This window comes from Variovorax sp. MPBD4-3 (assembly GCF_058809745.1).
Genome location: NZ_JBXASW010000001.1, coordinates 204,733 through 222,090 on the forward strand (window position 1 = coordinate 204,733; position 17,358 = coordinate 222,090).

Genomic DNA, 17,358 nt, shown 5'->3' on the forward strand with positions numbered 1-17,358 from the left:
GGCTCAGTCCACTTCCAGGATGGCCTCGACCTCGACGGTCTGGTGGCCCGGCAGCGAACCCGCGCCGATGGCCGAGCGCGCGCCGCGCCCCACTTCGTCGCCGAACACATCGACGAACAGGTCGGAGCAGCCGTTGATGACCTTCGGGTGATGCGCGAAGCCCGGCGAGGCATTCACGAAAGCCAGCAGCTTCACCACGCTGCGCACGCGCCCGAGGTCGCCCAGCGCGGCCTTGGCCACCGCCAGGAGGTTCAGCCCGGTGAGCCGCGCATGGGCGTAGGCAGCCTCGATGCTCACTTCCTCGCCGACACGGCCCACGTGCAGATGCCCGTTCGCCTCCAGCGGACCCTGGCCCGAGAGATACAGCAAGGGGCCGGTGCGGCGCCAGGCCACGAAGTTGGCGACGGGTGCCGGTGGCGGCGGCAGCACCAGGCCGAGCGCGGCGAGCCGCTCTTCGGGGCGGGGACTGGGGCCGCGGGCCGTGGCCGCCGGCGCCGTGTTGGAATCCAGGGTCATTGAGAACACTTCACCGCAGCGCCGCACGGGGGCAGCGCAGGGTCAACCTTTCGACGAAAATCAACAGCTTCGGACGGATTGGTCAACCAATCCGCAACCAGACAACGCAGCCTTGTATGACTGCGTAATGAATTCATTCTAAGATTCTTAATTGTGATTGGTCTACCATTTTGGCGAACTCTGAAACCATGGATGCAAAGCCTGTCTCGCAACCCCTGATCGAGGTCACCGACCTGTCGGGCAGGATCGCCGCGCAGGACAAGGCCACCGCCTCGAAGGTCTACCGCGCCATCCTCCAGTCGATCCGCGACGGCGTGCTCAAGCCCGGCGACAAGCTGCCCAACGAGCGCGACCTGTCGGAGCAGTTCAAGACCTCGCGCAGCACGGTGCGCCATGCGCTGGCCATGATGAGCGCGCAGGGCCTGCTGGAGCGCAAGGTGGGCAGCGGCACCTTCCTGGCGGAATCGCTGATGCAGCTGCTCAGCGAGTCAGACCTGCCCGTGGCGGCCCACCACCGCGACGTGCCGACCTACACCGAGATCCTCGAAGGCCGGCTGCTGTTCGAGCCGGCCATGATGGCGCTGTCGGCCCAGCGCGCCGACGCCGATGACTTCGCGCTCATGCGCCACCACCTGGCCGTGGTGCGCGACGCCGACCAGTGGATCGCCTTCAAGGAAGGCATCTACGGCGTGCACCAGGCAATCTTCCGCGCCACGCGCAACCGCTTCCTGATGCAGGTGTTCGATGCGGTGGTGGCCGACCGACGCGCGGTGCAGTACGACGGGCGCTCCAACCTCAACGGTCCGGTGGGTGCCATCGTGCGCGAGCAGACGCTGCGCGAGCTCACCGCCATCGTCGACGCGCTCGAGGCGCGCGACGCAAAGGGCGCCACCGCGCTCGCCGACGCGTACTTCACGCGCATCCTCGCGTCGCTCAGCGTCTACGGCTAGGCGCCGCGTGCCGATGATCCGCGCGATCCTGCGTTTCTCCGGCCGCCTGCTGCTGTCGCTGGCCGTGGTGCTGACGGCGCTGTGGGCCTGCCTTGCGCTCTGGTACCAGCTGCCGGGGCCGGTATTCATGAAGGCCAGCGCCGGCGTCTTATGGGCCGGCTTCGCCTTTGCCGCCATCGCGCTGCTGTGGCGCGGCAGGGCCGGGCGCGCCCTGCTCTCCTACGCCGTGGGCTTCGCGATGCTGCTCGCATGGTGGGGCACCATCCTGCCCTCGCAGGACCGTGTGTGGGCCGACGACGTGTCGCGCCAGCTGCACGCGCGCGTGGACGGCAGCATCGTCACCATGGAGAACGTGCGCAACTTCGAATGGCGCAGCGACACCAACTACACGCAGCGCTGGGAAACGCGCAGCTACGACCTCGACCGCCTGCGCACGGTCGATGTGTCGCTCTCCTACTGGACCGGCCCGGCCATCGCGCACACGCTGGTGTCGTTCGGCTTCGACGACGGCCGGTTCCTCACCTTCTCCATAGAGATCCGCAAGGAGCGCGGCGAGAGCTTCTCGTCGGTCGGCGGCTTCTTCAAGCAGTTCGAGACCAGCCTGGTGGCGGCCGACGAGCACGACATCCTGCGCGTGCGCACCAACGTGCGCGGCGAAGACGTCCACATGTACCGCGTGCGCCTGCCGCAGCCCGAGATGCGCTCGCTGTTCCTCGCGTACCTGGGCGAGGCCGATGCGCTGGTGCGCGCGCCCAGCTTCTACAACACGCTCACTGCCAACTGCACCACCATCGTCTACGCGCTGGCCAGGCGCATCGTGCCCGGCCTGCCCATGGACTACCGCCTGCTCGCATCGGGCTACCTGCCCGACTACCTGTACGACGTGGGCGGCCTCACGCCGGGCTACGACATGCAGGCGCTGCGCGCCGCCGGGCGCATCACCGACCGCGCCATCGCCACCGACAAGACGCCCGGCGCCGATTTCTCGCAGGCCATCCGGCAAGGCTTGCCGGGCGCAGCGCCGAAAGCGGCGCCATGATGATGCGCGCGCGCTTTCATCTGCTCGCGGCCCTGCTGTGCGCAACGATGCTGGCGGCCGGCTGCGCGGGCGTGAAGGTCGGCTCCATCTCGCCGGCCGAATACCTCGCGCAGCGGCGCGGCGACATCCTCACCACGGGCAAGCTCAGCACCTCCGCGCAGGAAGTGCTGCGCGTGATCGGCTCCGACGCCGACCTGTGCCGCCGCGACGGGCAGGCCTGCCGCCAGGCGCTGGCCGACTCGGCGGGCATCACCGACGAGCAGCGGCTTTCGGCCTTGTCGGAGGTCTGGCTGCAGGTGGCGCTGTCGGCGGACAAGGGCGGCACGACCGATGGGCCGTCGGCCGACAAGGCCATCGACGCATGGCTGGAAACCGCCCGCCATGCCTATGCCTACCTGTTCTTCACCGCCCGCAACCCGCGCGACCGGGCCTTCGAGGACCGGCAGACGCAGGTGCGCGACTACTACAACTATGCGGTGCAGCAGGCCATCACCGGCCTGTACAGCAGCTACCAGAAGAACGGCCGGCGCGGCCGCGACGACACCCGGCCGCCCACTGTTCCTCAGGTGGGCGACTGGCACATCGACAGCGATGTGTCCGCGCTGCAGCTGCCGCCCGGGGCCGCGTTGCCGCAAGAGCTGATTCCCGCGGCTTCGCTCACCTTCTCCGGCCTGCGCAACATCTACCGGCGCGACGGCTTCGGCGCCGAGCTTGTCGCCGTGACCGACGAGCCCGCCCACGGCGCCAACGCGCCGCCCTACCGCGAGACGCCCTTCCCCGCGCTCACCGCGGTGCTCAAGTTCGACGGCGCCGACCTGCGCCAGGTGCTGGCCACGCGCAATCTGCGCATCGTGGTGTTCGACCCCTACCGGACATCGACGGTGCAACTCGGCGGGCAGGACATTCCGCTGGCCGCCAACTTCACCTCCGGCTACGGCCTGTGGCTCGCGCGCTCCGACTTCGCGCTGCAGGCGCTGCGCAGCCTCTTCGGCAGCGCCGACGGTCTCACGAGGCCGCGCATCTACCTGATGCAGCCCTACGACCCGAACCGCCGCACGATCATCATGCTGCACGGCCTGGCCAGCAGCCCCGAGGCATGGATCAACGTGGCCAACGAGGTACTCGGCGACGAGACGCTGCGCCGCAGCTACCAGGTCTGGCAGGTGTACTACCCGACCAACGCGCCGCTGCCGCTCAACAACCTCGCCATCCGCGAAGCCGTGGAGCAGACCATTGCGCACTTCGACCCCACGGGCAAGGCCCGCGCGTCCAACGACGTCACGCTGATCGGCCACAGCATGGGCGGCGTGCTGTCGCGGCTGATGGTGTCATCGTCTGAAGACAAGCTGTGGGAGGCCCTGCTCGCAAGCTACCCGATGCAGGGCGCGCAGCAGCAGCGCATCGAGCAGCGGCTCGCGCCCTACCTGCGCTTCGAGCCCTTGCCGCAGGTCAGCGACGCCATCTTCATCGCGTCGCCGCACCGCGGCACCGACTTTGCCAACAACCGCATCTCGCGCTGGGTGGCCAACCTCATCACGCTGCCGGTCACCATGCTGGGGCAGCTGAGCGACATCTCGCGCGAGCTGATCCGCATCGCACCGGGCAAGCAGGACCAGGGGCCGCTGCGCATTCCGAACAGCATCGACAACCTCAGCGACCGCGATCCCTTCGTGCGGCTGTCGTCGGGCCTGCCGATGAACCCGCGCGTGCGCTATCACTCGATCATCGGCAACGACACGGCGGGCGTGCCGCTCGCCGCGTCGAGCGACGGCATCGTGCCGTACCAGAGCGCGCACCTCGAAGGCGCGGCGTCGGAGCTGGTGATCTCGTCGCAGCACAGCGTGCAGGAGAACCCGCTGGCCATCCTGGAGATCCGGCGGATCCTCAAGGAGCAATTGCGCACGGAGCCCGCATCCGCACGCTGAAATCGCGTGCCCTTCGCCGATTGCGCGCGGATGTGATGAAGAACACATCCGCGCCCCGAAACAGGCTGCGCGCGGCGGCCTTAATTCATACGATCGGTTTCGCTTTGATTGGTGCGTGAACCGGCTCCCGGGTCACTGCCTGCATCGAAGCGATTTGCTTCAAGATGCCGCCCTCTCCTTCCTTCGAAACCGTTGTCGCACACAGGCCGCCGCCACCGGAACTCCATCTGGTGACCGAGCCCGACGAAGCCGATGCGCGCACCGCCAGCGCAGCGGCGGTCGCGAGTGCGTTGTGCCATCTGTTCACGAAAGCCAGCGAGCCGGAACTCGCGTCGTTGCTGCGTTCCATCGAACAGGGCGATGCATCGGCGGCGGCGCGGCTGGCGCACGAGATCCTCAGGCCCATCGCGTTCCCCTCGCAGGCACCACCGGCGACCGTGGATGCCGACGTCGAGGCCATGCAGCACTTTCAACCCGCGGAAGCCAACGCGCTGCTGTCCTCGCGCGAGCTCAAGGTGCTGTGGCTCATCTCGCGCGGCTGGAGCAACCGCGAGATCGCCGAAGCCACGCATCGTTCCATCAACACCATCGAGGCGCAGCTCAAGAGCATGTATCGCAAGCTCGGCGTGAAGTCGCGCACGCAGGCGATCCGCGAGGCGATGAAGCACGGCCTGCTGATCTGGCGCTCGAACAGCGGCGATCCGTCGGCGATGGCGATGAACGACGCAGGCCCGGTCGGCCTGCGGGCCTGAACGCCGCGCTAAGATGCGGGCCGCGGTTGCAAGCCGCGCCCGGGCCCGCGGGAAGGGTTGAACCCACTTGCCTCCATGTGTTGCTGATTCATTCATCAGCCTTTTGTGCAGCCGGAATTGCGGGTCCTCGGCGTCCGATGCACGGAGGTTTTCATGAAGCGCATTCCCGCACGGCCCGACCTGGGCCACCTGAAGAAGCAAGCCAAGGAGCTGCTTGCTCTGTACCGGGCCGACGACCCCGGCGCCACCACCCGATTCCGCGACGCACTGCCGGCCGCCGCCGGCAAGAGCGATGCCGCGATCGCCTCGCTCGGCCTGCGCCTGCATGACGCGCAGTCGTGCGTGGCGCGCGAATACGGCTTTGCCTCCTGGGCCGACCTGCAGGGCTTCGTGCTCGCACGCAGGGCACAGGCGGACGATCCCGCGAAGACGGTGCTGCATTGGCTGCGCTGCGTGTACGCGGGCGACATCGCCGGCGGCGCGGACCGCGCGAGGCCCTCAGTCGCCGTTCGCCTGCTGGAAGAAAGCCCGGGCCTGCTGGGCGACGACCCCTACCTCGCATGCGCCATCGGCGACGAAAGCGCGCTGCGCCGCGCGACGGCGCAAGACCCGGGCTGGATTCATCGGCCGGGCGGGCCGCTCAAGCTGCCGCCGCTCGTCGCGGTCGCGCATTCCAGCCTGCTGACACTGCCGGCTTGTCGCGACGGCCTGCTGGCCTGCGCCCGGCACCTGCTCGAAGCCGGCGCCGATGCCAATCAGTCGTGCGGCAACCGCTGGCCGCCGGCATCGCTCGAGGCACCGGACGAGAGCGAGCGCCTTTCCGCGCTCTACGGCGCCGCCGGCCAGAACCGCGATGCCGAACTCACCCGGCTGCTGCTGCAGGCCGGCGCCGATCCGAACGACAACGAATCGCTCTACCACTCGCTGGAGAACGCGGCCTGCGTCGAGCTTCTGCTGAAGGCCGGGGCGCGCGTCACCGGCACGAACGCGCTGTATCGCGTGCTCGACCTCGATGCGCTCGAAGCCCTGCGCCTGCTGCTCGCGCACGGCGGCGACGCCAACGAACCCGCCGGGAGTTCGCCCACGTCCGAATGGGGCACGCCGCTGCTGTGGGCCATCCGGCGCCGGCGCTCTCCTGCGCACATCGCGGCCTTGCTGGCCGCGGGCGCAAATCCTTCAGTCACCACGCCGGACGGCACCAGCGCCTGCACCGTCGCCCTGCGCTTCGGGCTGACGGAGGTTGCGCGGCTGCTGCAGCAGGCCTGCGGCGGATCGGCGCTGCCCGAAACCGAAGCCTTTGTCGCCGCCTGCGCACGGGCCGACGGAGCGGCCGCGCGGCAGATGCTGGACAGCAACCCGAAGCTCATGGAAATGCTGTCGCAACCCCAGCTGCGGCTGCTGCCCGAGCTCACGGCCCAGGGAGGCTGCGACGATGCGGTGAAACTCATGGTCGAACTCGGCTGGCCAGTCGCCGTGCGCGCCGGCGACTGGGACGGCTCGGCCCTCAACCACGCCGTGTTTCGCGGCAACGCAGCCCTCGCCCGCTTCCTGCTCGAACACGGCGCCAGCTGGGAAGAACGGCACGGCTTCGACGACAACGCCTGCGGTTCGCTGTCATGGGCCTCGGTCAATGAGCCGGTCGAAGGCGGCGACTGGGTCGGCTGCGCCGAAGCGCTGGTCGCGCACGGCCTGCCCGCGGCAAGGCCGGACCCTGCGGGCACCGATGGCGTGCTGATCGGTGCGCAGCGCTATCGGTTTTCGGAAGAGGTCACGGACTATCTGCTGGGCGCATCGCAAGCGTAAAAAAAGCGGGCCTCGCGGGCCCGCCCAAAGTCGCCCACCGGGCTGCAGGAAGCACGACCCGGCTCCGACTCACCTCGAACTCCTGTTGCTGCAGATTCTCCCGGGCATGGCGCGCACCGTTTGCGCTGAATTTCTATATCGATATCTGTTGAGCGCCGGGTCGCCCAACGCATGAACTGGCCGGACTCGAAATCTACTGCGGCTCATCGTCCATGCGCGGCTGCGACTCCCTCGTCAGGGTCTTGGCCAGCAGCCGCAAGGTGCTTGCGCAGGCCGAGGTGGCCTCTGAAAGAACGGCTCCGCGCCGGTAGGCCAGGCCCAGGTCCATCGAGGGCACCGCGCTCGACACCACCGTCCTGCGGATTCGCCCGCCGTCGTGAGACCAGGGGCGAAACACCAGGTCGGACAGGATGGTCACGCCCACGTTCTGCGCGACGAGGCTGCGCACGGCCTCGATCGATTTGGTGCGGAACACGACCTTGGGCTTGAGCTTCATCGCGCCCCAGTAGCGGCCCACGGTGTCCACGTGCTCGTCCATGTCCAGCAGCACGAAGGGCAACTGGGCGATCTCCCGCAGCGGCACCGACTTCTGCGCCACCAGCGGATGGTCGAACGAGGTCCACAGGCGGCGCTGCGACTTCAGCAGGTTCTCGCGCCGGATGTCCGATGCGCGAGAGAGGTTCGACACCAGCACCACGGCCAGGTCGAACTCGCCGCTGCGCAGGCCGTCCTCGATCTCGAGCCGGTTGCGCTCCACGGGCTCGAACTCGACCAGCGGCAGTTGCCTGCGCATCGCGCCGATGATCTTCGGCAGCATGTATTCGGACACCGTGTCTGTAATGGCGATCTGCACCCGCCCCTCGACCGAGGACACCGAGTTGCGCGTTTCCTCCACCGCCGCGTCGAGCGTGTGCAGCATGTGCTCCGCGTGCCGAAGAAAGCCCTCGCCCTGCACCGTGAGCCGCAGCCCGTCCGCGTGCCGCGTGAAGAGCTGCACCTTCAGCCTGGACTCGAGGTTCTTGAGCGAAGTGGTCAACGACGGCTGGCTCACATAGCAGCGCTGGGCCGCCCGGGACACCTGGCCCGTGTGCGCGGCAGCCACGAAGTGCTGCAGCTGCTTGATGGTTATCGACATAGATACGTCCTATATCGCTCTATTGAAAATAGATATTATGAATTGTCGATGGTAGTTCCTAACATCCGGGCACCGCGCCATGTCAGGCGTGTGACGAGGACGCCTCCCGTTCCATCAGCAGTAGGACGAAAAACCCATGCCATCGACATCGCAGACATCCGCCGGCCCCGGCGCTCACGCTCCCGTACCCCAAGACGCCCCGTCCGATGCGGGGCTGTTGAGCCGCCTGGGCCTGCGCTTCACGGCCTGGGCCGAGCGCTGGTTCCCCGACGCCTTCGTGTTCGCGGGCATCGCCGTGGTGGTGGTCGCGGGCGCCGCTCTGCTGAACGGGTCCAGCCCCCAGGCGGTGGCCAAGTCCTTCGGCGACGGCTTCTGGAGCCTCATTGTGTTCACGATGCAGATGGCGCTGGTGGCCATCGGCGGCTATGTGGTGGCGACCTCGCCGCCGGCCGCACGGCTCATCCGCAAACTGGCCGCGCTGCCCGTGTCGGGGCGCCAGGCCATCGCGTACGTGGCGGCGATCAGCATGATCCTGTCGCTCTTCAACTGGGGCATTTCGCTGATCTTCAGCGCGCTCTACGTGCGTGCGCTGGCCGGCCGCCTCGACCTGCGCATGGACTACCGCGCAGGCGGCGCGGCCGCCTACCTGGGCATGGGTGCGACCTGGGCGTTGGGTCTCAGTTCGTCGGCGGCGCAGTTGCAGGCCAACGCCAGCAGTCTGCCCAAGAGCATTCTTGACATCACCGGCGTGATCCCGTTCAGCCAGACCATCTTCCTGTGGCAGTCGATCATCATGGCGCTGGTGCTGATGGTCGTGTCGGTGGCCATCGCGCTGTGGTCGGCGCCCGACGCGAAGAACGCGGTCACGGCGCAGGACCTGGGCGTGGACCTCACGGAAGCCAGGCCGGCCGTCACCGATTCCGCCACGCGCCGCCCCGGCGAGTGGTTCGAACGCAGCCCGTTGCTCACGCTGCTGCTGTGCGCGCTGGGCTTCGGCTGGCTGGCGCAGGAGTTCATGGCCAAGAGCCCGCTGATCGCGATCTCGGGCCTGAACACCTACAACCTGCTGTTCCTCATGATCGGGCTGCTGCTGCACTGGCGCCCGCGCAGCTTCCTCGACGCGGTGTCGCGTTCGGTGCCGTCGACGGCGGGCGTGATCATCCAGTTTCCGCTGTACGGTGCCATCGCGGCCATGCTGACCGCCGCCAAGGGCGCCGGAGGCATCACGCTGTCGGACCGCATCGCGCACCTGTTCGTGAGCATCTCCAACGTCGACAGCTTCGCGGTGGTGATGGGCGCGTATTCCGCCTTGCTGGGCTTCTTCATTCCCTCGGGAGGCGGCAAGTGGATCATCGAGGCGCCCTACGTCATGCAGGCGGCCAACGACCTGAAGGTGCACCTGGGCTGGGCCGTGCAGGTCTACAACGCGGCCGAGGCGCTGCCCAACCTGATCAACCCGTTCTGGATGCTGCCGCTGCTGGGCGTGCTCTCGCTGAAGGCACGCGACATCGTGGGCTTCACTTTCCTGCAGCTGCTGGTTCACGCACCTTTGGTGCTCTTCATGCTCTGGTTCTTCGGCCGCACGCTGAGCTACGTCGCGCCGGTGATTCCCTGATCCAGTCGGGTTCCGGATGCAAGTGACGACGACAACACCGGCAACGCAAACCCGGCAGGGCTACTGCACGCTCTGCCGCTCCCGCTGCGGCACCCTCAACGAGGTGCGCGGCGACATGCTGGTATCGGTACGGCCCGACCCCTCGCACCCTACCGGGCAGGCGATGTGCATGAAGGGCAAGGCCGCGCCCGAGCTGGTGCACAGTCCGCACCGCCTGCGCTACCCGATGCGCCGCACCGGGCCCAAGACCGAAGCGGACCCGGGCTGGGTGCGCATCGGCTGGGACGAGGCGCTGGCCGAGACCGCGCAGCGCCTGGGCGCCATCAAGGCCGAGAGCGGCGCCGAGTCTGTGGTGTTCGCCGTGACCACGCCCAGCGGCACGCCGCTGACGGACAGCATCGACTGGATCGAGCGCTTCGTGCGCCTCTTCGGCAGCCCCAACATCTGCTATGCGACCGAAGTCTGCAACTGGCACAAGGACTTCGCGCACGCCTTCACCTTCGGCTGCGGCATGCCCGCGGCCGACTACGCGCAGGCCGAACTGATCGTGCTGTGGGGCCACAACCCCGCCAACACATGGCTGGCACAGGCCAATGCCATCGGCCGAGGCCGCGCGAACGGGGCGAAGATGGTGGTGATCGATCCGCGCCCCACGGCGCTCGCGCGGCAGGCCGACAGCTGGCTGCCCGTGCGGCCCGGCACCGATGCGGCGCTGGCGCTGGGGCTGATCCATCTGCTGATCGCGGACGCGCGCTTCGACGAAGACTTCGTGCGCGCGTGGACCAATGGCCCGTTGCTGGTGCGCGGCGACAACGGGCACTTCCTGCGCGAGCGTGACCTGTGGCCCGATGCCGAGGGCGACCGCTTCGTGGCGTGGAACGACAGGCTGGACTGCGCCGTGCCCTACGACACCGCACAGGCGGCGCAAGCCCAGGACGCAGCCCACTTCCGCCTGCGCGGCGCGGTAGAGATCGACATGGGCGCACAGCGCCTGTCGTGCGCTCCGGCTTTCGAGCTGCTGGTCCAGGGCTGCGCCGCCTATGCGCCGCAGGATGTCGAACGCATCACCGGCGTTGCCGAAGCTTCACTGCATGCGGTCGCCGAACTTTTCGGCACCTGCCGCCGCGTGGCCTATCACGCCTGGACCGGCATCGGCCAGCACACCAACGCCACACAGGCCGAACGCGCGGTCGCCACGCTGTATGCGCTGTGCGGCAGCTTCGACCGAATCGGCGCGAACCGCGTTCGTGTCGGTCCGCGCGTCAACGCCGTCAACTCGCTTTCGCTGCTGCACGACGCGCAGCGCGCCAAGGCGCTGGGCCTGGCGGAGCGCCCGATCGGCCCTCCGTCTCAAGGCTGGGTGACGGCGCGCGACACCTACCGCGCGATTCTTGAAGGCGAGCCTTACAAGGTGCGCGCGATGATGGCCTTCGGCACCAACCTGCCCGTGTCGCAGGCCGACACCGCGCTGGCGCACCGGGCGCTTTCGCAGCTCGAATTCCACGTGCACTGTGACTTGTTCGAAACACCCGCCGCCCGCTACGCCGACATCCTGCTGCCGGTCAACACGCCATGGGAGCGCGAAGGCCTGCGCATCGGCTTCGAGATCGACGACCGCGCGGCCGGCTGGGTGCAGTTGCGCCAGCGCATGGTTGCGCCGCGCGGCGAATCGCGCTCGGACAACGACGTGGTCTTCGAACTGGCCACCCGCCTCGGCATGGGTGACGGCTTCTTCGGCGGCAGCCTCGACGCCGGCTGGAACCACATGCTCGAGCCGCTGGGCCTCACGGTCGACCAGTTGCGCGCGCGGCCCGAAGGCATTGCCTGCGCCATCGACGCGAGCGAGCAGAAGTTCGCCCGCGCCACGCCCACCGGCGTGCGCGGCTTCGACACCCCGACGCGCCGCGTCGAGCTCTATTCCGAAACCCTGCTGCGCCACGGCCAGCCGCCGGTCGCCACCTTCGTCGAACCGGCCGACACGCCGCGCGACGCGAATGCCACGCGCCAGGGCCGCTTCCCCTATGTGCTGAGTTCGGCCAAGAACGGCTTCTATTGCCACAGCCAGCACCGCAGCCTGCCTTCGCTGCGCAAGCGCGCGCCCGATCCGGTGGCCGAACTGAGTCCCGCGCTGGCGGCGGCAAAGGGCATCGTGGAAGGCGACTGGGTGCGCATCCGCACGCGCGTGGGCGAGGCCCGCTTCGTCGCACGCGTCACGCCCCGGCTGGCGGACGACGTCATCGTGGCCGAATTCGGCTGGTGGCAGGGCTGCCCCGAGCTCGACCGCGACAGCCTGCCGGTCGAGGGTGCGCTGGGCAGCAACTTCAACGCGCTGATATCCGCCGACAGCTGCGACCCGGTGAGCGGTTCGGTGCCGCATCGCTCCTTTCTCTGCGACATCGAACGCGACCCGGCCACGGAAACGCGGCAGCGCAAGTGGCCCGGCTACCGTCCCTTCCGCATCAGCGAGCTGCGGCGCGAGGCCGACGGTGTGCTGGGCATCCACTTCGAGCCGGTCGATGGCGGCGAGCTGCCCGACTACCGTCCCGGGCAGCACGTCGAAATGCAGTTGCATCTGGACGACGGCACGCAAGTCGCACGCGCCTATTCGCTCACGGGCGCGGCAGAGGTGACTGGCCGGCGCGGCTACAGCGTGGCCGTTCGCCACCAGCGCGGCTGCTCGGCCGACGGCACGCCGCACGAGGGGCGCGTGTCGAGCCATCTGCATCGCGCGCTGAAGGTCGGCGACACCCTTGCGCTGCGTGCGCCGTCAGGCGGCTTCGTGCTGCCGCGCCACTCGCCGCAACCGCTGGTTTTCTTCGCGGGCGGCATCGGCATCACGCCCTTCATCAGCCTGCTCGAATCGTTGCCCGATGGCGCTCAGGGGCCTGTCATCTGGCTCTACTACGCCAACCAGAACGGCACGACCCACGCCTTTTGCGAGCGCATTGCGCGGCACCGCGCACGGCTGCCGCAGTTGCGGGTCGTCGACCACTACAACGCACCACTGCCGCAGGAGCGCCAGGGCATCGACTACCAGTCGGACCGCTACATCGACGCGAGCGTGGTGGACGATGCGCTGATCGCACAGCGCGCCCGCTTCTACATGTGCGGCCCGCCCGCCATGATGGACGCCGTGACCGCCGGACTGGTGGCGCGGGGCGTTCCGCGCTTCGACATCTTCAGCGAGGTATTCCGCTCGCCCGCCGCGCCGCCCACCGACGGCGACCAGCGCTTCACAGTCAGCTTCGCGCGCTCAGGCCATGCCCCCGCGACCTGGACACCCAGGCAGGGCACGCTGCTGACATTGGGCGAATCGCTCGGCCTGCGGATGGCCAGCGGCTGCCGCGTGGGCCAATGCGAGAGCTGTGCCGTGCGCCTGCTGGCCGGCAAGGTCCGCCACCTGCACGGCAGCGAGCCTGAAGACCCGGCCATGTGCCTGACCTGCCAGGCCGTCCCCCTCGAAGACGTTGTGCTTGATGCATGACTGCCGGCACTTCCATCCACTCGATTCCATCCGCAACCTCATGAAAATCATCGATACGGAAAGCACCCGCCGTGCCCTGCCCTTCGACCGCCTGATCTCCGCACTTCGGGAAATGTTCGTCGCCGGCTGCGAGGTGCCTTTGCGGCACACGCATTCGCTCCAGGCCGAGGCGGAAGGTCCGCCCCGCACGGTGCTGGTCATGCCGGCGTGGCAGCACGACCGCTACCTGGGCATCAAGACCGTGACCATCTTCCCGGGCAACGCACAGCGCGGCCTGCCCGGACTGTTCTCGACCTATGTGCTGTACGACGCAAGCACGGGCCAGCCGCTGGCGCAGATCGACGGCAACGAGATCACTTCACGGCGCACCGCCGCGGCATCTGCACTGGCCGCGTCCTATCTCGCACCCGCCGATGCGCGCAGCCTGCTGGTCGTGGGCTGCGGGCGTGTCGGCAGTCTCATTCCCGACGCATACCGGGTCGTGCGCCCTATCGAACGCGTCGTGGTGTGGGACCGCGACGAATCTGCCGCGAAGGCGTTCGCTGCGCGGCTGTGCGCGCAGGACATCGAGGCGAGCGTCGCGCCTGACCTGGCCAAGGCGGTGAACGAAGTCGACGTCGTGAGCTGTGCCACGCTTGCCACGCAGCCGCTGGTGCAGGGTGCGTGGCTGCGGAAGCGCAGCCACCTCGACCTGATCGGCAGCTTCACGCCGCAAATGCGTGAGGCCGACGATGCCTGCTTTGCCGGTGCACGCCTGTTTGTCGATACGCAGGAAGCGTTGCAGAAGAGCGGCGAACTGCTCGGGCCCATGTCGCGCGGCGTGTTCACCGCCGCGGATGTGGCGGGGGAACTGGCCGATCTTGCCGCGGGCAGGATTCAGGGGCGAGCCGAGGGCGACGGGCGGACGGTCTTCAAGGCTGTCGGTACCGCGCTGGAAGACTTGGCTGCCGCGGTGCTGATCTACGAAGCTTCCGATTCGAACTGAGGCACCCGGCGTCGCATCGCTCCAGGGCCTGTTCAGCCCTCGGCGACGCGCATGTCGTGCTCGCGCAGCATCACAGGCTCCATCGCGCCCTGGGCCAGCCGCCGGCGCACTGCCGCTTCTATCTCCGGCACATGCCGTCCGAAGGTCTCAAGCGAATCGGCGCCCTCCGCGGCGCGGAAGTGGTAGCGCAGCGCCTCCCGGCCGATGCTCGCGCTGACGTGGTTGCCGCCTTCCACCCCCACCCAGAAGCGGACGGTGCCGGAGGCATCATGGAAGTAGGGAGCGTCGGACATCTTGGGGGGCCTTTCTTGCGGGCAGTCATGGCGCAAGGGCTGCCGGAGCAAGCCGAGGCGTGGCGCACTGTGGCAGGTACGCGGCCTCCGGTCTGTGCGGTAGCGCTCCGAAGTGCCGGTTTCGGCGAGGCCGGCGGCGCTCAGGCCTTGCCGTGCTGGTTCGGGTTGGTCTTGTGCTGTTCGGGCTTGTGCTGCGGCTGCCCTTGCTGCTGTTGCTTGCCCGGCTGGGTCTGGTCCTGCTGCTTTTGGGGCTGCTGGGCGGGCTTCTTGTCTTGGTCTGTCTGGTTGGACATGGCGGTTTCCTGTGGCGCAGACGATGTTGACTGCCCATGCATTCAACGCCGCGAGGGGTCCATGCCTGTAGGCGCTTGCCGGCCCTTGCGGTAGGCAAGCGCGAAGAACTCACCAAGAGTGCGGCAACAGCGCCAGCACCGCGGCCGCCTGCAGCCGGCGCATGGCGCGCACAGGCAAATAGCCGTGCGGAGCGCGCCGCGCCAGGGCGTGCGGCGAGATCGCGGGAATGCGCCAGGCCTTGGCCGTCAGGTCGAGAACACGCCGCGCCTGGGCGGCCGGGGAAACATGGTGGGTGCGCAATTGCATGGGGCAAGGAATCGAATGAGAGCCTGGGTTCGATTCTGCAAAGCGCACCGGCTTTTGCCAAAGACGGATTCCAAGTTTCCTGATGCGGTCCTCGATTGGAGACGACCCCGCCTCAGGCGAAATCCGTCGACGGCTTTTCCCAGAGGTTCACACCGCCCTCCACCGCGTACTTGTCGATCTCGGCCAGTTCATCGGCGCTCAGCGGTGCGTGAGCGAGCGCCGCCACGTTGTCGACGATCTGCTCGGGCCGGCTCGCGCCGATCAGCGCCGAGCTCACGCGCGGGTCGCGCAGGGTCCATGTCAATGCGAGCTGGGCCAGGCTCTGGCCGCGGCGCCTGGCGATCTCGTTGAGCGCGCGCGCACGCTCGACGTTGGCCTGCGACAGGTGCTCCTGCTTGAGCGAGCCGCCGCCCGGGCGGTTGATGCGCGCATCGTCCGGAATGCCGTTGAGGTATTTGTCGGTCAGCAGGCCCTGTGCCAGCGGCGTGAATGCGATGACGCCCGCGCCCAGTTCGTCGGTGGCGTTCAGCAGGTCTTTCTCGATCCAGCGGTTGAACAGGTTGTAGGCCGGCTGATGGATCAGCAGCGGCACCTTCCATTCGCGCAGCAGTGCCGCGATCTCGCGCGTCTTGCCCGCGGAGTACGAAGAAATGCCGATGTACAGCGCCTTGCCCTGCTGCACGGCCTGGGCCAGCGCGGAGGCGGTTTCTTCCAATGGCGTGTCGGGGTCGAAGCGATGCGAATAGAAGATGTCGACGTAGTCCAGGCCGAGGCGCTGCAGGCTCTGGTCGAGGCTGGCGAGCACGTATTTGCGCGATCCGCCGCCCTTGCCGTAGGGGCCGGGCCACATGTCCCAGCCGGCCTTGCTGGAGATGATGAGTTCGTCGCGGTAGTGCTTGAAATCTTCGCGCAGGATGCGGCCGAAGTTGGTCTCCGCGCTGCCGTAGGGCGGGCCGTAGTTGTTGGCCAGGTCGAAGTGGTTGATGCCCAGGTCGAAGGCGGTGCGCAGCAGCTGGCGCTGCGTGGCGATGGAGGTGGTGTCTCCGAAGTTGTGCCAGAGACCGAGCGAGATGGCGGGCAGCACGAGCCCGCTGCGGCCGACGCGGCGGTAGGGAAGCGCGTCATAGCGATGGGGAGCGGCGAGGTAGGTCATGGGGATTCCACGCGATGGATGAACGATGAAGACGGGCGCGCCCTCAGGGAGGCGCACCGCGCAACGATACTGCGGCGGGCGCCTTCGTGCCGGTAGGCGGTTTGCCCGATCTGCCGGCTCAGGCCTCGGGCGCGCGCCACTGCGCGAGTGCGAAGTCGCGGCTCACGAGGTTCTCGGCCAGCAGGAATTTCTTGACCTCGTCGAGCAGCGCCAGTCCTTCGGCCGGGTACGCGGCCTCGGGAAACTGCGACAGCGGATGCGAGACCCTGACGACGTCCAGCGGGAAGCCGCTGACCTCGGCATGAAAGGCGTAATAGGCCGCGCTGTCGCGCCGGATCTCCTGCAGCGCGGTGCGGCGTGCGCGGGTCCATGCGGCGGGCACGCCCGGCGCGGCGGCAAGCAGCTTGCTGGAGGCCACGATCACCGACGTGCCGCGCAGGGTCGGATGCTGCTCGGCCTCGTCGATCACCGGATAGCCGCGCGAGGCCAGCAGCGGCCCCACGTCGATCTGCGCCGCGAATGCCGCGATGGAGCCCTGGTCGAGCGCCGCCTCGCCGTCGCGCGGGAACATGTGGATCACCTTGACAGACTTCTGCAGCCCGTGTTCCTTGAGCAGGCCCAGCACATAGCGGTGCATGTAGGAGCCGCGCGCCACGCCGATGGACTTGCCATCGAGTTCCTTCACGCTGCGCACGCCGTTGCGCGGCGTGAGCAGCCACACGTTCATGCCGACTGCGTCGAAGCCGATGAGCTGGCTCTCCAGCCCGCGCGATCGCGCCACGATGGCGGGCGTGTCGCCGTAGATGCCCACATCGAGCGCTCCCGCGATGAAGGCCTCGTTGAGATCGGGCCCGTTCGGAAAGTTGCGCGTGGTCACGTCGGTGAAGCCCAGTGCCGCGAGTTCGCGCTGCAGATGGCCCTGGCGCAATGCCCAGCCGGTGGCATTCGCGGGCTTCTTGCCCGGGCCGATGTAGCCCAGGCGAAGCACCTGGCCGCTGCCCTGGGCAATGGAGAAAAGTGGCAAGGCGCTGGCGCCCGCCGCGGCAATGGCGCCGCGCAGCAACCTGCGGCGGCCTGACTGGTCGGTCATCGAAAACTCGCAAGAAGG

Annotated in this window: 15 protein-coding genes; 8 read left to right on the forward strand and 7 right to left on the reverse strand. The window is 68.3% G+C overall.

Annotated features, from left to right (window positions below):
• Positions 1-3 precede the first annotated feature (3 nt).
• The gene (locus tag AC1RVW_RS00870; protein WP_106934536.1) at positions 4-516 is read right to left on the reverse strand and encodes a RidA family protein; all 513 of its coding nucleotides are present in this window, start codon (positions 514-516) and stop codon (positions 4-6) included.
• Between the two features lie 188 nt (positions 517-704).
• On the opposite strand from AC1RVW_RS00870, the gene AC1RVW_RS00875 reads away from it, so the two are divergent.
• The 5 genes from AC1RVW_RS00875 to AC1RVW_RS00895 all read left to right on the forward strand — a co-directional run bounded on the left by AC1RVW_RS00875 (position 705) and on the right by AC1RVW_RS00895 (position 6,985).
• A complete protein-coding gene (locus AC1RVW_RS00875; RefSeq protein ID WP_081271579.1) occupies positions 705-1,466 on the forward strand; it encodes a FadR/GntR family transcriptional regulator in 762 nt (253 codons plus the stop codon).
• Between the two features lie 13 nt (positions 1,467-1,479).
• Positions 1,480-2,505 (forward strand): Lnb N-terminal periplasmic domain-containing protein, encoded by a 1,026-nt coding sequence (locus AC1RVW_RS00880; protein ID WP_493197451.1) that lies wholly within the window; start codon positions 1,480-1,482, stop codon positions 2,503-2,505.
• On the forward strand, positions 2,502-4,430 hold the full coding sequence (locus AC1RVW_RS00885) for an esterase/lipase family protein (RefSeq protein WP_493197453.1): 1,929 nt from the start codon (positions 2,502-2,504) through the stop codon (positions 4,428-4,430). Before AC1RVW_RS00880 ends, AC1RVW_RS00885 begins: the two co-directional genes overlap by 4 nt.
• Before the next feature lie 230 nt (positions 4,431-4,660).
• On the forward strand, positions 4,661-5,182 hold the full coding sequence (locus AC1RVW_RS00890; protein ID WP_285410409.1) for a response regulator transcription factor: 522 nt from the start codon (positions 4,661-4,663) through the stop codon (positions 5,180-5,182).
• 153 nt (positions 5,183-5,335) lie between these two features.
• Positions 5,336-6,985, forward strand: coding sequence for an ankyrin repeat domain-containing protein (locus AC1RVW_RS00895; protein WP_493197455.1), 1,650 nt, complete (start codon positions 5,336-5,338; stop codon positions 6,983-6,985).
• A 193-nt stretch (positions 6,986-7,178) separates the two neighbouring features.
• Here AC1RVW_RS00895 and AC1RVW_RS00900 read toward each other — a convergent pair whose 3' ends face one another.
• Entirely contained in the window at positions 7,179-8,120 is a 942-nt protein-coding gene (locus AC1RVW_RS00900) for a LysR family transcriptional regulator (protein WP_493197457.1), read from the reverse strand.
• Between the two features lie 136 nt (positions 8,121-8,256).
• Between AC1RVW_RS00900 and AC1RVW_RS00905 the strand changes: the two genes are divergently transcribed.
• The 3 genes from AC1RVW_RS00905 to lhpI are packed head-to-tail and all read left to right on the forward strand — an operon-like array spanning position 8,257 to position 14,204.
• Positions 8,257-9,735, forward strand: coding sequence for a short-chain fatty acid transporter (locus tag AC1RVW_RS00905; protein WP_493197459.1), 1,479 nt, complete (start codon positions 8,257-8,259; stop codon positions 9,733-9,735).
• Between the two features lie 16 nt (positions 9,736-9,751).
• Positions 9,752-13,219, forward strand: coding sequence for a molybdopterin-dependent oxidoreductase (locus tag AC1RVW_RS00910; RefSeq protein ID WP_493197461.1), 3,468 nt, complete (start codon positions 9,752-9,754; stop codon positions 13,217-13,219).
• Between the two features lie 40 nt (positions 13,220-13,259).
• Positions 13,260-14,204, forward strand: coding sequence for a bifunctional Delta(1)-pyrroline-2-carboxylate/Delta(1)-piperideine-2-carboxylate reductase (gene lhpI, locus AC1RVW_RS00915; RefSeq protein ID WP_493197463.1), 945 nt, complete (start codon positions 13,260-13,262; stop codon positions 14,202-14,204).
• Positions 14,205-14,236: 32 nt separating this feature from the next.
• On the opposite strand, the gene AC1RVW_RS00920 is transcribed toward lhpI, so the two are convergent.
• From AC1RVW_RS00920 to AC1RVW_RS00940, 5 genes are all read right to left on the reverse strand, one after another.
• The gene (locus tag AC1RVW_RS00920; RefSeq protein ID WP_493197465.1) at positions 14,237-14,497 is read right to left on the reverse strand and encodes a DUF1488 family protein; all 261 of its coding nucleotides are present in this window, start codon (positions 14,495-14,497) and stop codon (positions 14,237-14,239) included.
• Between the two features lie 140 nt (positions 14,498-14,637).
• The gene (locus AC1RVW_RS00925) at positions 14,638-14,790 is read right to left on the reverse strand and encodes a hypothetical protein (protein ID WP_159053605.1); all 153 of its coding nucleotides are present in this window, start codon (positions 14,788-14,790) and stop codon (positions 14,638-14,640) included.
• A gap of 109 nt (positions 14,791-14,899) precedes the next feature.
• On the reverse strand, positions 14,900-15,097 hold the full coding sequence (locus AC1RVW_RS00930; protein ID WP_493197467.1) for a hypothetical protein: 198 nt from the start codon (positions 15,095-15,097) through the stop codon (positions 14,900-14,902).
• Between the two features lie 112 nt (positions 15,098-15,209).
• Positions 15,210-16,250 carry an L-glyceraldehyde 3-phosphate reductase gene (mgrA, locus tag AC1RVW_RS00935; RefSeq protein WP_106934553.1) on the reverse strand — a complete coding sequence of 347 codons (1,041 nt, stop codon included), beginning with the start codon at positions 16,248-16,250 and terminating at the stop codon, positions 15,210-15,212.
• 118 nt (positions 16,251-16,368) lie between these two features.
• Positions 16,369-17,340: an ABC transporter substrate-binding protein gene (locus AC1RVW_RS00940; RefSeq protein ID WP_106934554.1), complete on the reverse strand. Its 972-nt coding sequence runs from the start codon at positions 17,338-17,340 to the stop codon at positions 16,369-16,371.
• Positions 17,341-17,358: the final 18 nt, after the last annotated feature.

Coding starts and splice junctions, on each gene's coding strand:
- AC1RVW_RS00875 (WP_081271579.1), top strand. CDS start 705: ATGGATGCAAAGCCTGTCTCGCAACCCCTGATCGAGGTCACCGACCTG.
- AC1RVW_RS00930 (WP_493197467.1), bottom strand. CDS start 15,097: ATGCAATTGCGCACCCACCATGTTTCCCCGGCCGCCCAGGCGCGGCGT.
- AC1RVW_RS00910 (WP_493197461.1), top strand. CDS start 9,752: ATGCAAGTGACGACGACAACACCGGCAACGCAAACCCGGCAGGGCTAC.
- AC1RVW_RS00895 (WP_493197455.1), top strand. CDS start 5,336: ATGAAGCGCATTCCCGCACGGCCCGACCTGGGCCACCTGAAGAAGCAA.
- lhpI (WP_493197463.1), top strand. CDS start 13,260: ATGAAAATCATCGATACGGAAAGCACCCGCCGTGCCCTGCCCTTCGAC.
- AC1RVW_RS00925 (WP_159053605.1), bottom strand. CDS start 14,790: ATGTCCAACCAGACAGACCAAGACAAGAAGCCCGCCCAGCAGCCCCAA.
- AC1RVW_RS00885 (WP_493197453.1), top strand. CDS start 2,502: ATGATGATGCGCGCGCGCTTTCATCTGCTCGCGGCCCTGCTGTGCGCA.
- AC1RVW_RS00900 (WP_493197457.1), bottom strand. CDS start 8,120: ATGTCGATAACCATCAAGCAGCTGCAGCACTTCGTGGCTGCCGCGCAC.
- AC1RVW_RS00880 (WP_493197451.1), top strand. CDS start 1,480: ATGATCCGCGCGATCCTGCGTTTCTCCGGCCGCCTGCTGCTGTCGCTG.
- AC1RVW_RS00920 (WP_493197465.1), bottom strand. CDS start 14,497: ATGTCCGACGCTCCCTACTTCCATGATGCCTCCGGCACCGTCCGCTTC.
- mgrA (WP_106934553.1), bottom strand. CDS start 16,250: ATGACCTACCTCGCCGCTCCCCATCGCTATGACGCGCTTCCCTACCGC.
- AC1RVW_RS00940 (WP_106934554.1), bottom strand. CDS start 17,340: ATGACCGACCAGTCAGGCCGCCGCAGGTTGCTGCGCGGCGCCATTGCC.
- AC1RVW_RS00870 (WP_106934536.1), bottom strand. CDS start 516: ATGACCCTGGATTCCAACACGGCGCCGGCGGCCACGGCCCGCGGCCCC.
- AC1RVW_RS00905 (WP_493197459.1), top strand. CDS start 8,257: ATGCCATCGACATCGCAGACATCCGCCGGCCCCGGCGCTCACGCTCCC.